Below are 13,100 nucleotides of genomic sequence, written 5' to 3'. Positions count from 1 at the left end.
CGCCCAGAGACTTAGGAGACAGATCAGTGATCCAGTACGACTTCGCGCAGATATCCCAGGCATCCGCCGATATCCACGCCACCAACCGCAACATCAACGCCACGCTCGAGCAGCTGAAGTCCGACATCGCACCGATGGTCGCCGAGTGGGAGGGCGAGAGTGCGACCGCCTACCAGGCCGCCCAGCAGAGGTGGGACGCGGCGGCCCTGGAGATGAACCAGGTCCTGCAGACCATCGCCAGGGCGGTCGACGATGCGAATGCGAGGATGAGCCAGATCAACACCAGCGCCGCCAACAGCTGGTCGTAGTCGGGACCGCCCGGCCGCATCGCCTGTTCCAGTAACCGCCACCGTTTCCCCGACGGAGGCGGTTTTTGGTGCTCAGGCACCGCATCCGGTACTCTCATTCAGGTTGCGACCACGCATGTCCGCACGGAGTCATTCCGGACGGACCCCGTGGTCGGTCCGCAGGTCCCCACCGGCCGCTGCGGGCGCCGCCCCACCCGACAGTCCCTGACGTCGGAGTCCACGGGCATGGTCTCCCGGCTGGCAGTTCCATGAAGACCAAGGAGTCGTCAATGACTACTTTCCACCCGAAGAGCGGTGACCTCACCCGCAAGTGGTACGTCATCGACGCCACCGACGTGGTCCTGGGTCGTCTCGCCACCCACGCAGCGAGCCTGCTGCGCGGCAAGGGCAAGGCGATCTACGCACCCAACGTCGATTGTGGCGACAACGTCATCATCATCAACGCGGACAAGGTCTCGATCTCGTCCAACAAGCGGGACCGCGAGTTCCGTTACCGTCACTCCGGTTACCCGGGCGGCCTGAAGAGCATGTCCCTGGGCCGCTCCATGGAGCTGCACCCGGAGCGCGTCGTGGCTGAGGCCGTCGCCGGCATGATGCCGCACAACAAGCTCAACCGTGAGTCGGCCAAGAAGCTGCGCGTCTTCCCCGGCTCCGAGCACCCCTTCGCGGCACAGAAGCCCGAGGCCTACGAGATCAAGAAGGTGGACCAGTGACCGACAACGAGAACTACGACGCAGAGTCCGTGGAGTCCGACGCCGAGGCTGTCGCCGCCACCGAAGCCGTCAGCGAAGAGTTCGTCGCCAGCATCGGTGACTCCATCGCCGACGTTGCCGAGGACACCGAGGGCGGGGACGACGCCGTCGTCGCCCCGAACCTCTACGAGGGCCCGATCCAGACCGTCGGCCGCCGCAAGCAGGCTGTCGTCCGCGTCCGTATGGTGCAGGGCTCCGGCGAGTTCACCTGCAACGGCCGCACCCTGGAGGACTACTTCCCGAACAAGCTGCACCAGCAGCTGATCAAGGCCCCGCTGGTCCTGCTCGAGCGTGAGAACCAGTTCGACTTCCAGGTCAACCTCACCGGTGGTGGCCCCTCCGGCCAGGCCGGTGCCATGCGTCTGGCCATCTCCCGTGCCCTGAACAAGTACAACCCGGAGGAGCGCTCCGAGCTGAAGAAGGCCGGCTTCCTCACCCGCGACGCCCGCGCCGTGGAGCGCAAGAAGGCTGGTCTGCACAAGGCCCGCCGCGCCCCGCAGTACTCCAAGCGCTGATGTGTCCGGGCGCGTCTGCGCCCGGACCGGACACGCCGCACGGCCTACGCCGCCCCACGTCCCCCTGCACTCAGGTGCAGGCGACGGGGGCGGCGTTCTCTGTGTTCAGATATCCAATTGACGGGCACGGTGCACCGACCCACTAGACTGGCACCCCATGAGCAGACTTTTCGGAACTGACGGGGTGCGCGGTCTGGCGAACAAGACCCTCACTGCACCCCTCGCACTGCGGCTGGGGGCCGCTGCGGCACGCGTCCTCACGGAGACGGGGCAGACCTCGCAGCGCCGTCCCACCGCCGTTATCGGCCGGGACCCCCGGGTCTCCGGCGAGATGCTGATGGGGGCACTGTCGGCGGGGATGGCGTCCCAGGGGGTGGACGTCCTGGACGTCGGCGTCCTGCCGACCCCCGCCGTCGCCTTCCTCACCGACGACTACGGTGCGGACATGGGTGTGATGATCTCCGCCTCGCACAATCCGATGCCGGACAACGGAATCAAGTTCTTCTCCGGCGGCGGCAACAAGCTCGACGACACCGTCGAGGACGAGATCGAGGCGGCGATGCTCGACCGGGGGGAGTCCGGTCCGACCGGTGCCGCCATCGGCCGCATCATCGAGGAGTCGCCCGACGCACTCGAGCGATACCTCTTCCACCTGCAGGATGCCGTCCCCCGGCCCCTCGACGGCATCCGCGTCGTCGTGGACTGCGCCAACGGTGCGGCGAGCAATGCCGCGCCCATGGCCTACGAGTCGGCCGGGGCGGACGTGGTGGCGATCCACAACTCCCCGAACTCCTTCAACATCAACGACGCCTGCGGTTCCACCCACATCGACGTCGTCCGGCAGGCCGTCCTCGACCACCAGGCGGACCTGGGCCTGGCGCACGACGGCGACGCCGACCGCTGCCTCGCCGTGGATTCCGAGGGCAATGTCGTCGACGGTGACCAGATCATGGCCGTCCTCGCCGTGGCGATGAAGGAGTCCGGTGAGCTGCGCAGGAACACCCTGGTGGCGACGGTGATGTCGAACCTCGGGCTGACCCTGGCGATGAACGCCCACGGCATTGACCTGCGGCGCACCAAGGTGGGTGACCGCTACGTGCTCGCCGACCTGAACGCCAACGATTTCTCGCTCGGTGGTGAGCAGTCGGGGCACATCGTCATCCCCGCCCACGGCACGACCGGGGACGGCACGCTGACCGGCTTGTCGATCATGGCGCGCATGGCGGAGACCGGCCAGTCGCTGCGGGAGCTGGCGGACGTCATGACCGTCCTGCCGCAGACCCTGATCAATGTCCCGGTCGAGGACAAGGAGCGGATCCACACCTCGGTGGCGGTGAAGGACGCCATTGCGGAGGCGGAGGGCGAGCTGGGGGACACCGGCCGGGTCCTGCTGCGCCCCAGCGGTACAGAGCAGGTCTACCGGGTGATGGTCGAGGCGGTGACCGCGGCGGAGGCGAAGCGTGTCGCGGGGAAGCTGGCCGCGGTCGTCATCGAGGAGGGGTAGGGGCCCGGAAAACTTCCGGTGCCGGGGAACCTTCCGGGGGTCCGGGGAGTCTCTCTGTGTCGTAGAGGTCGTACGACTCGAGAGTTCTTCCGGAAAGGGGAGGTGCCCGCGTGCAGGATTCGGGGAAGTTGGAGGTTGATCCGGTGGCCGCCCGCGCTGTGGTGGAACCGGTGGCCGGGAAATTGGACGCACGGTTGTCGGCGCTCACGGCGTCGCCGCCGAAGCTTCAGGCGGGACGCTACGGCTCGGGGCTGGCCGATCGCGCCCAGCGGCTGGTCACGCTGGTGAACAGGACGCATGACATCCGGGTTGCACATGCGGAGCGCCTCAAGCAGGGGGTGGGGGAGGCTCTCGGCACTGTGGAGTCGATCGCCGGGACCGATCAGGTGTCCCGCGCGGCTCTGGGCGGTTCCGTCCCGGGCAGTGGTACCCGGGACGGGTCCGGGGAGGGCACGCGATGACGGACCCGACGCAGGCGGACCAGGTGCGGATGGAGACGTCCGTCCACCGGCTGGAGGACACCGCGACCATGACCCGTGTGGCGTTGCCTCTGGCGCCGGTGATCTGGGGTGTGCTCGGATTCGCCGCGGATCTGGCCATCGGCGCTGCGACCGGTGACGGCGACGGGGAGGGGAAGTCCACCGGGCCCAAGGGTAAGGGTGGCGTCTTCGGACTGGTCAAGGAGGTCGTCAGGTTCATCCGCGACGGACTCGCCAGCGTACTGGGAGGGGTTGCCGGAGCGGTCATGGCTGACCGGCTGGCGTCCGGGTTCGACGAGGACGAAGCTCACGAGGAGCAGGTTGAGGCCGCGGACGACGCGCTGGAATGGGGCGATGAACTGCTGGCCCGGATTCAGGCACGGTGCGCTGATTCGGTGGAGGGGTGCGCGAACGAGGCTGTGGCGGCCGCACAGGTACTCCTCGCAATGGCGGGAGGCTCCCCGGAGCCGCAGGCCACTCAGGCCCGGACAGCCGCCGGGAACCTCATTGCGGCGGCGGGCACGACCGTGTGCACCTTGCTGGAGGAACGGAACACCGCCATGTCGGAGTGCATGGATTTCATGGTCGGGCAGTGCGCCCCCGCGGCGGAGGAGGGCAACTGCCGGACGCCGCTGGTGAAAGAACCGGCGCCGGCTGTCGTCGCCGCCGACTGCGGGACGGAGGATGTCCCGGATGTGTCGGACGCGGTTGTCACCTCCCCTGCGGCAGCGTGCCCGCCACCGGCACAGGGGATGGTGCAGGAGGCGCCGACGGCGCCGACGGCCAGCTCCACTGCCGGGGTCGCCGCCGCCGGGAGTGCGGCTGGCGTGGTGACCCAGGCCGCGTCCCTTGCCGGGGTGATTGGTTCCGTCGTGCCGCCACTTCCACCGGGACCGCAGATCAGCATGCCCGTGTCGGTGGACGTTGGCGCGATGATCCAGAACACTGGGCAGGTCGTCGGCGGGTTCGTCAACGACGTGGTTACGGAGGTGACGACGGCCCTGGACATCGGTCTGTGCGATATCCCGGCGGAGGAAAGCCCGCCGGGTGAATGTCCACCACCGGACTGCCCGCCGGAGGAGCCGCCCGTGGTTGAGGAGCAGGGGGTTGAGGAGCCGGTGGTTGAGGAGGTCGTGGACGATGAGTGCCCGGAGGAGGAATTGGAGGGTGGACCCGGCCCGGAGGTCATCCCGGTGGCCGTTGACCCGGTGGAGGGGTTCGACAAGAGCGGTTTCGACAAGTCCGGTTTCGACAAGAGCGGGTACATGCCGGACGAGGTTCAGGCAGGCGAGTCCGCACAGGAGCCGCCGGTGGATACCTCCGCTGTCCCCGACGATGAGCCGACCGCGAACGAACCACTCCCGGCTGACCTCAGTTGGAGCCCCGATGTGTGGGTCACTGACGCTGAGTCAGCTCCCTCCGCAGACGCTGCGGTCGAACGGAGTGGTGACTGGTGACTACTCCGGGTCAGGACCACTACAACGAGCAGATGGAGCGGTACATGGCCGTCGTGGCCTCGGCGACCGCGGAGTTCCGGGAGTCGATGGCGGAGGCGAATGAACTCATTCGTCAGTTCAGTGAGACCGACGACGGCAGGCGACTGCTGGAGGAATTCAAGGACGCCGAGCAGCCGCAGTCGCCCAACCCGCCTCCTGCACGTCCGGACGGTGCCCGCCATCGCCGGGTACCTGGGATCTTCGACTGACGGTCCTCACCCCAGGAACTTCGCCATGGCGTACTCGTCGTGCGGCCGGTCGCCGATGACCATGGACCCACGGAGCGTCCCCTCGATGACGTAACCGGCCTTCAGGTACAGGCCGACCGCCGGTTCGTTGACGGTGACCACGGTGAGTTCCAGTCGGGTGACGGCATGGTCCCCGGCCCACGCCTCCACGGATTCCATGAGACCCGTGCCCACGTGCCGGCCCTGGTGCGACGGCAGCACCCCCAGCACCAGATGGAGAGCATGACGGATCCGTCGCGCACCGCCGACCCGGCCACTGACGTAGCCGACCAGTTCCCCGTGGTCGAATGCGCCGATGACGGTTCCGTTGTCGTTCATCCCGCGGATTCTGTCCACGAACTGCCCGTCGCCGTCGTCGTTCCGCTCACCAGGCTCGAAGAGCATGTACGCGGTGCCGTCGTCGAGTTCGCGCAGCAACCGGCGGAACGCGGGACCGTCCCCCGGTTCAAGCTGCCGGAACTCTGTGCCGGCTGCGGGTGGGGGGCCGCTCACACCTGTCAGCCCTTCAGCGCCCGCTGCAGGTTGTCGAGCGGATCGGCGTGCTCCGGGAGGTCCTCGATAAGTCGCCCGCGGGTCTCGACCTCGGTGCCCTTGATCTCCGCCTCCGGATCGCGGAACGGGTGGTAGGCCTTGTCATCCTCGGCCAGGACGAACCCCACGGTCAGGGCGCGGATGAGGTCTTGCACGGCGAACTCCGGGCCACTGTTGGTGGTGGTGAACTTGCGCACGAGCTTCTCGTGGAAGCCGTTGGAGCTGGCCTTGTCCACCTTGCGGTAGACCACGTCCCCGCGCCAGTTCGCGGCGACCCGCTCCGGCTCACCCTTCTCGAATCCCAGCGTCCGGCCCGGGCTGAGCACCAGTCCCGGCGCCGTCACATGCTTCGCCGCCTCGTAGCAGCTCGGCGAGGTGTCCGAGGGGTGGATCGCGATGACCCCGGCGACCGTCGGACGGTCCCGGTAACGCTTCTTCGCCGGTTCGGCAGCCTTGCGGCCCGTCGCAGCCAGTACCGCAGCACCGGCGCCCATCCCGTGGCCGGCGAAGAAGAGCTTCGACGGGTCGACGGTGATGTTGCCGGACCCCAGCCGGACCCCGGAGAGGATCTGCAGGCAGGATTCGAGGTCGGAGGCGAAGCCACGGTGGTTCGGCAGGAAACCGCGTTCGGTGTCGGGGGCGGCGACCGCGATGCCCCAGCTCGCCAGATGGCGGAGGGTGGCGTGGTAGCCGTCCACACCCACCTGCCAGTCATGGCCGAACGCCACACCGGCGATGGCCTTGCCTTCGGCGGGCGTGTAGACACGCCCGGCGAGTCCGGCGAAATCGAGATCGCCGACGAGCACCCGGTGGGGGCCGCGCTTTTCCAGACGGGGGACGAGATTCTTGACGTTGTCAGCCACGTCCAACAGCCTAGTGGATCAGTCGCAGTGGTGGGGCGAACCCGCCGAAGGGGACACGGGAATGCCCGTTACGGCGGTGCGCGGTCACCGCGTTTGCGCGCACCAGTATTGTTGTGAGGCATGTGTGGCATCGTTGGATACGTAGGAAATTCCCAAGCTCTGGACATTGGTCTGGATGCGCTGGCCAGAATGGAGTACCGGGGCTATGACTCCGCCGGTATCGCCGTTGTCTCGGACGGCTCGATCGAGGTGGAGAAGAAGGCGGGGAAGCTCGCGAACCTGCTCGGCGAGATCGGTGCGATCACCGGTGCCGACGGTGAGGGGAGCGACCGCTTCGCCGGCACCACCTGTGTCGGGCACACCCGCTGGGCCACCCACGGGCGCCCGAACGACACCAACGCCCACCCGCACGTCTCCTTCGACGGCAAGGCCGCGATCGTCCACAACGGCATCATCGAGAACTTCGCCCCGCTGCGTACCGAGCTCGAGGCCGCCGGCATCGAGCTGACCAGCGAGACCGATTCCGAGGTCGCCGCCCACCTGCTGGCGCTGGCCTACGCGGCCGGGCCCACCGCCGGTGACTTCGAGGCCTCCGCCCTCGCCGTCCTGCGACGTCTGGAGGGTGCGTTCACCCTGCTGTTCACCCATGCGGACGAGCCGGACAAGATCGTCGCCGGCCGCCGCTCCACCCCGCTCATCGTCGGTGTCGGCGAGGACGGCATGTTCCTCGGTTCCGACGTCGCCGCGTTCATCGCGCACACCCGCAACGCAGTGGAGCTCGGCCAGGACAACGCGGTGGTCATCACGAAGGACGGCTACAAGGTCATGGAGTTCGACGGCACCCCGGCCGAGGGTCGCCCGTTCTCCATCGACTGGGACCTGGAGGCCGCCGAGAAGGGCGGGTTCGACTCCTTCATGCTCAAGGAGATCCATGAGCAGCCCGGCGCCATCCGGGACACGCTGGCCGGGCACTTCGTCGACGGCCGTGTGGTCCTTGACGAGCAGCGCCTGTCCGACGATGACCTGCGCCAGGTCGAGAAGGTCTTCGTCGTCGCCTGCGGTTCGGCCTACCATTCCGGTCTGCTGGCCAAGTACGCCATCGAGCACTGGGTCCGCCTGCCCGTAGAGATCGAGGTCGCCAGCGAGTTCCGCTACCGTGACCCGGTGCTCGACAAGCAGACCCTCGTCGTCGCCGTCTCCCAGTCCGGCGAGACCGCCGACACGCTCGAGGCCGTCCGCCACGCCAAGTCCCAGGGCGCCCGCGTGCTGGCGGTGTGCAACACCAACGGCTCGCAGATCCCGAGGGAGGCGGATGCGGTGCTCTACACCCACGCCGGGCCGGAGATCGGTGTGGCGTCCACCAAGGCCTTCCTGGCGCAGGTCGCGGCGAACTACATCGTCGGCCTCGCCCTCGCGCAGGCCCGCGGCACGAAGTACCCGGACGAGATCGAGTCGATCTTCGACCAGCTCGACGAGATCCCGGCCAAGATCGAGCAGGTCCTGGAGACGAAGGACCGAATCCACGAGCTCGCCGAGGAGCTCGGCCCGATCCCCACGATGCTGTTCCTGGGTCGCCACGTCGGATACCCGGTCGCCCTGGAGGGCGCACTGAAGCTCAAGGAGCTCGCCTACATCCACGCCGAGGGCTTCCCGGCGGGCGAGCTGAAGCACGGGCCGATCGCCCTGATCGAGGACGACCTCCCGGTGGTCGTGGTGGTGCCGTCGCCGCAGGGCCGGGAGATCCTGCACGCCAAGATCGTCACCAACATCCAGGAGATCCGCGCCCGCGGGGCCCGCACCATCGTCATCGCCGAGGAAGGGGACGAGGCGGTGAGGCCGTACGCGAACGACCTCATCGAGATCCCCGCGTCCGGCACGCTGCTGCAGCCGCTGCTGTCGACGGTTCCGCTGCAGTTCCTGTCGGCGGAGATCGCACGGCAGTGCGGCAACACCGACATCGACAAGCCGCGCAACCTCGCCAAGTCCGTGACGGTGGAGTGACGGACGCATGACCGGCACAGTCGCACCGGGCCACGAGCTCGCCGAGGTCATCGTCAACCTCGGCGCGATCGAGCACAACGTCCGGACACTCGCGCGCGTCGCCGCCCCGGCCGGGGTCATGGCCGTGGTCAAGGCGGACGGCTACAACCACGGCATGGTGGAGGTCGCCCGGGCCGCCATGGCCGGCGGGGCGGCGGAGCTCGGAGTCGCCACGCTGGGCGAGGCCATTGCACTGCGTGACGCAGGGGTGGGTGACCCGGTCACCGCCTGGATGTGGCTGGCCGGTGCGGCGGGTGAGGACATCACCCCGGCCATCGACCTCGGCATCACCCTGGGGATTCCCTCGCTGGAGCACCTGGACAGCGCCGTCGCGGCCTCGCGGGACGCCGTCGCCGCCGGAAAGCCGCCGTTGCGGGTCGGGCTGATGGTCGACACCGGCTTGTCGCGGTCGGGGATCTCCCCGTCGCAGTGGCAGGACGCCGTCGACCGCGCCGCGTCGGCGTCCCGGGACGGGGTCCTCACCGTCACCGGCCTGTTCTCCCACCTGGCCAGCGCGGACGACCCGTCCTCCCCGGTCACGGACCTGCAGGCGGACCGTTTCAACCAGGCGATCGCCGACTGCCGGGCTGTCGGCCTGGAGTTGCCGGTGAACCACCTGGCGAACACCCCGGCGACGCTGTCGCGTCCCGACCTGCGCCACGAGATGGTGCGGCCGGGGGTCAGCGTCTACGGCGTGTACGCGGTCGACCCCATACTGGTCCCGGCGGGCCAGGACGGCCCGGTGGAGCTGCGGGAGGCGATGACGGTGCGTGCCCGTGTGGTCACGACCCGTGTCGTCCCGGCGGGGGAGGGGGTCAGCTACGGGCACCTGTGGCACGCCGAGCGCGACACCCGCACAGCGGTGGTGGCGATGGGCTACGCCGACGGCCTGCCGCGCAGCCTGTCGGGACGCTTCGGCGTGACGATCAACGGGACGTGGTTCCCGCAGATCGGCCGGGTGTGCATGGACCAGATCGTGATCGACCTCGGCGATGCCGGGGACACGGCGGACCCCGGCGCCTCCGTACGGGCGGGGGACTGGGCGGTGGTCTTCGGCGACGGTGGAGTCTCCGTCGAGGACATCGCCACGGCCGGCGACACCATCGCCTACGAGATCCTCACCCTGCCGCGGGGCCGGGTCGCGCGGCGCACCGTTGCCGCCGACGGCCCGTTCCTCGCCCCCTCCGGTGACGCCGTCCTGGCGGACGCCGACGAGACGCGTGCGGCCGGGGAGACGCTCGGCGGACTGCTGCGCGCCGGCGACGTGGTGGTGCTCACGGGTGAACTCGGGGCGGGAAAAACCACCATCACCCAGGGCATCGCCACCGGTCTCGGGGTGAAGGGGCGCGTGCAGTCGCCGACATTCACCATCGTGCGGGAGCACAGGGCCGGTGCCGTGGCGCAGGACGGTTCCCCGCGCCCCGGTCTGCTGCACATGGACGCCTACCGGCTGCTGGGGGAGGATGTCCACGACGGCGGCGGGCTGCCCCGTGAGGTGGTGCTCGATGCGCTGGAGTCCCTGGACCTGGATGCCGACCTGGCCCAGCGTGTACTGGTGGCGGAATGGGGACGCGGCGTGGTCGAGACGCTGGCCACGCCTCCGTCGCGCGTGCTCGACGTGGAGATCCTGCGCGATGTCGGTGAGGGGATTGACGGCAGTATCACCCCCGACGATCAACCTCGTAGAATTTCCTGGAGCTGGTCACAAGCGTAGTAATTGTCATTTCCCCCGGACGGGTACCCCCGTTTAGCTCCATCTCTTGGCGCTGGGAAACATACAGTGACAAAATGGGTGACGGATCACCGTGAGGGGTGTATCCAGAGGCCCGGTCGTAATTGGAGAGTGCGACCGGGCTTCGCCTATGTCCGGGGTGGGGTGGCTAGGATAAGTCCCCATGTACGTTCTCGCGGTCGACACCTCCACCTCCTACGTCATCGCCGGGGTGGTTGACGTTCCCACCGGTCCGTCCGGCGACGTCACAGCACTCGCCGAGAGGGTCGAGCTGAACCCACGCGGCCACATGGAGGTGCTGACCCCGAATGTCCTCAGCTGTCTGGCGGATGCAGGGCTCACGCCGGACGACCTGGGCGCCGTGGTCGTCGGTACCGGCCCCGGACCGTTCACCGGGCTGAGGGTCGGGATGGCCACGGGGGCGGCGTTCGGCGATGCCCTCGGGATTCCTGTCCATGGGATTCCCAGCCATGCCGCCACGGCCGCCGCCTCCCCGGACCGGGGCACCGTCCTGGTCCTCAGCGACGCGCGGCGCCGGGAGTGGTACTGGTCGCTGGTCACCACGGCGGACTCCGGTCCCACCATCACTGAGGGGCCCGGCGTCGCGCCGCCGACGGAGGTCGCCGACGCGCACCCGGAGGCGACCGTACTGGTGGCGGGGGGCGTCGCCGACGCCGCCTCCGGAGTTCCCGGTTGGACTGTGCGGGACACCGACGCCCGTCCCACACCCGCCGGACTCGTCCACGCGGCCATTGCGGCGCTCGGGGACGCCACGGCACTGGTCCGCCCCGGTGCACCACTGCGTGCCCTCTACCTCCGCCGTCCTGACGCGGTCGAGCCGAAGCGCAGGCCGGTGTCCGGGGCCCTCGACTTCAGCCGGGCCGAACAGCCCCCGACCCCCACGGTCGGCCCCCTGGCTCCGAATGCGGCGGACCGGTGCGCCGACATCGAGTCCGAACTGTTCGCCGGTGACTCGCCCTGGCCGGCCGCCGGATTCGCCGGGGAGATCGCCGCGCCGAATACCGTCTACCTGGGACTCGTCACCGGCGCGGGCACCGCCGACGAGCATCTCGTCGGCTATGCCGGACTGGCGAGGAACGGTCCGGCGAACGACCCGGAGTTCGAGATCCACACCATCGGTGTGGAATCGGCCAGCCAGGGCCGTGGATGGTCGCGGCTGCTGATGGATCCACTGATGGAACTGGCAGACCGGGACGACGGACCGGTGTTCCTCGAGGTCCGCACCGACAATGAACCAGCGATGGCCCTGTACCGCTCCTACGGTTTCGAGGTCACCGGAACCCGGCGCAACTACTACCGTCCCTCCGGGGCGGACGCGTACACGATGTGGCGTCCCGCGCTGTCCGGGCGGGCCGCCGGGGCAACGGGAACGTCTGTCCCATCCGTCCCTTCGGAGGACGCGGACGGACCCCTGCTGGTCATGGGAGTGGAGAGCTCCTGCGACGAGACCGGCGTGGGGATCGTCGGATTGCACGCCGACGGCCGAGTGGTGCAGGTGTCGAACCGGGTGGCGTCCTCGATGGAGCAGCACGCCCGCTTCGGCGGCGTGGTCCCCGAGATCGCCTCCCGGGCGCACCTGGAGGCGATGGGTCCCACCATGCACGCCGCCCTGGAGGACCTGTCCGCGGTGGAGGCGGGACGTGCCCGTCCGGACGCCGTAGCCGCCACCGTCGGTCCGGGCCTGGCCGGGGCGCTGCTGGTCGGGGCTGCGGCGGCGAAGGCCTACGCGGCGGCCTGGGGCGTTCCTTTCTACGGGGTCAACCACCTGGGCGGACACGTGGCCGTCGGCACCCTCGACGGGCAGGGGGACGGCGACCTCGACCACGCCGTCGCGCTGCTCGTCAGCGGCGGCCACACCCAGATCCTCGAGGTCAACGGTGTGGGTCGTCCCATGAAGGAGCTCGGCTCCACGCTGGACGACGCCGCCGGCGAGGCCTACGACAAGGTCGCCCGGTTGCTGGGTCTGGGGTACCCCGGCGGACCGGTGATCGACCGGCTGGCGGGCCGCGGGGACCCTGATGCGATCGCCTTCCCCCGCGGCATGAGCCGTCCGGGCAGTGCGGGCAGCGTGGCCTACGACTTCTCCTTCTCCGGGCTGAAGACCGCGGTCGCGCGGTTCGTGGAGAAGGCCGAGCGGGAGGGGCGCACCGTCCCCGTCGAGGACGTCTGCGCGTCCTTCCAGGAGGCCGTGGTGGACGTGCTGACCGCCAAGGCGGTGCGTGCCTGCACGGACGTGGGGGCGGACGTCCTGCTGCTCGGCGGCGGGGTGTCGGCGAACCGGCGGCTGCGGGCGCTCGCCGCGCAGCGCTGTGAGGGCGCGGGCGTGCGGCTCGTCGTGCCGGATCTACCGCTGTGCACGGACAACGGGGTGATGATAGCGACGCTCGCGGCCCGGCTCATCGAGGCCGGGGCACCCGCCAGCCCGCTGACGTCCGGGACGGATCCGTCGATGGACGTGGAGGTCCCCGTGCTGGCAGACACGCCTTCGTGAGTGCTGGTGGACACTCTGGCAGACAAAGCAGTTGAGGGCTAGCACTTGGCAGGGTAGAGTGCCAGGTGGTTGTGTGACACACAGTTGTTCACCCGCGACGACGGCTGTGCAGGATATACC

At 69.2% G+C, this 13,100-nt stretch carries 12 protein-coding genes; 10 read left to right on the top strand and 2 right to left on the bottom strand.

The features are described from left to right. The first annotated feature begins 26 nt into the window (after positions 1-26). The 7 genes from ACTIL2_RS10110 (at position 27) to ACTIL2_RS10080 (ending at position 5,263) form a co-directional block, all read left to right on the top strand. The gene (locus ACTIL2_RS10110) at positions 27-308 is read left to right on the top strand and encodes a WXG100 family type VII secretion target (RefSeq protein ID WP_442337343.1); all 282 of its coding nucleotides are present in this window, start codon (positions 27-29) and stop codon (positions 306-308) included. A 269-nt stretch (positions 309-577) separates the two neighbouring features. Beyond that, on the top strand, positions 578-1,021 hold the full coding sequence (rplM, locus tag ACTIL2_RS10105; protein ID WP_442337342.1) for a 50S ribosomal protein L13: 444 nt from the start codon (positions 578-580) through the stop codon (positions 1,019-1,021). Then, positions 1,018-1,575 (top strand): 30S ribosomal protein S9, encoded by a 558-nt coding sequence (rpsI, locus tag ACTIL2_RS10100; RefSeq protein WP_442337341.1) that lies wholly within the window; start codon positions 1,018-1,020, stop codon positions 1,573-1,575. The genes rplM and rpsI overlap by 4 nt, the downstream gene beginning before the upstream one ends. 157 nt (positions 1,576-1,732) lie before the next feature. Beyond that, complete coding sequence (glmM, locus tag ACTIL2_RS10095) at positions 1,733-3,079, top strand: phosphoglucosamine mutase (RefSeq protein ID WP_442337340.1); 1,347 nt, start codon at positions 1,733-1,735, stop codon at positions 3,077-3,079. Between the two features lie 110 nt (positions 3,080-3,189). After that, on the top strand, positions 3,190-3,540 hold the full coding sequence (locus tag ACTIL2_RS10090) for a hypothetical protein (RefSeq protein WP_442337339.1): 351 nt from the start codon (positions 3,190-3,192) through the stop codon (positions 3,538-3,540). Then, a complete protein-coding gene (locus tag ACTIL2_RS10085) occupies positions 3,537-5,015 on the top strand; it encodes a hypothetical protein (protein ID WP_442337338.1) in 1,479 nt (492 codons plus the stop codon). The genes ACTIL2_RS10090 and ACTIL2_RS10085 overlap by 4 nt, the downstream gene beginning before the upstream one ends. Further along, positions 5,012-5,263: a hypothetical protein gene (locus ACTIL2_RS10080; RefSeq protein ID WP_442337337.1), complete on the top strand. Its 252-nt coding sequence runs from the start codon at positions 5,012-5,014 to the stop codon at positions 5,261-5,263. The genes ACTIL2_RS10085 and ACTIL2_RS10080 overlap by 4 nt, the downstream gene beginning before the upstream one ends. A gap of 6 nt (positions 5,264-5,269) precedes the next feature. Here ACTIL2_RS10080 and ACTIL2_RS10075 read toward each other — a convergent pair whose 3' ends face one another. Next, the gene (locus ACTIL2_RS10075; RefSeq protein WP_442337336.1) at positions 5,270-5,794 is read right to left on the bottom strand and encodes a GNAT family N-acetyltransferase; all 525 of its coding nucleotides are present in this window, start codon (positions 5,792-5,794) and stop codon (positions 5,270-5,272) included. 5 nt (positions 5,795-5,799) lie between these two features. Then, positions 5,800-6,696, bottom strand: coding sequence for an alpha/beta hydrolase (locus ACTIL2_RS10070; protein WP_442337335.1), 897 nt, complete (start codon positions 6,694-6,696; stop codon positions 5,800-5,802). 120 nt (positions 6,697-6,816) lie between these two features. Between ACTIL2_RS10070 and glmS the strand changes: the two genes are divergently transcribed. The 3 genes from glmS to tsaD all read left to right on the top strand — a co-directional run bounded on the left by glmS (position 6,817) and on the right by tsaD (position 12,980). After that, positions 6,817-8,697, top strand: coding sequence for a glutamine--fructose-6-phosphate transaminase (isomerizing) (gene glmS / locus ACTIL2_RS10065; protein ID WP_442337334.1), 1,881 nt, complete (start codon positions 6,817-6,819; stop codon positions 8,695-8,697). 7 nt (positions 8,698-8,704) lie between these two features. Continuing rightward, positions 8,705-10,450: an alanine racemase gene (alr, locus tag ACTIL2_RS10060; protein WP_442337333.1), complete on the top strand. Its 1,746-nt coding sequence runs from the start codon at positions 8,705-8,707 to the stop codon at positions 10,448-10,450. Between the two features lie 181 nt (positions 10,451-10,631). Then, positions 10,632-12,980: a tRNA (adenosine(37)-N6)-threonylcarbamoyltransferase complex transferase subunit TsaD gene (tsaD, locus tag ACTIL2_RS10055; protein ID WP_442337332.1), complete on the top strand. Its 2,349-nt coding sequence runs from the start codon at positions 10,632-10,634 to the stop codon at positions 12,978-12,980. The last annotated feature ends 120 nt before the right edge of the window (positions 12,981-13,100 follow it).

It is taken from the genome of Corynebacterium sp., assembly GCF_052107835.1.
Classification (GTDB): Bacteria; Actinomycetota; Actinomycetes; order Mycobacteriales; family Mycobacteriaceae; genus Corynebacterium.
This window is presented reverse-complemented; position numbering and strand designations above follow the sequence as displayed.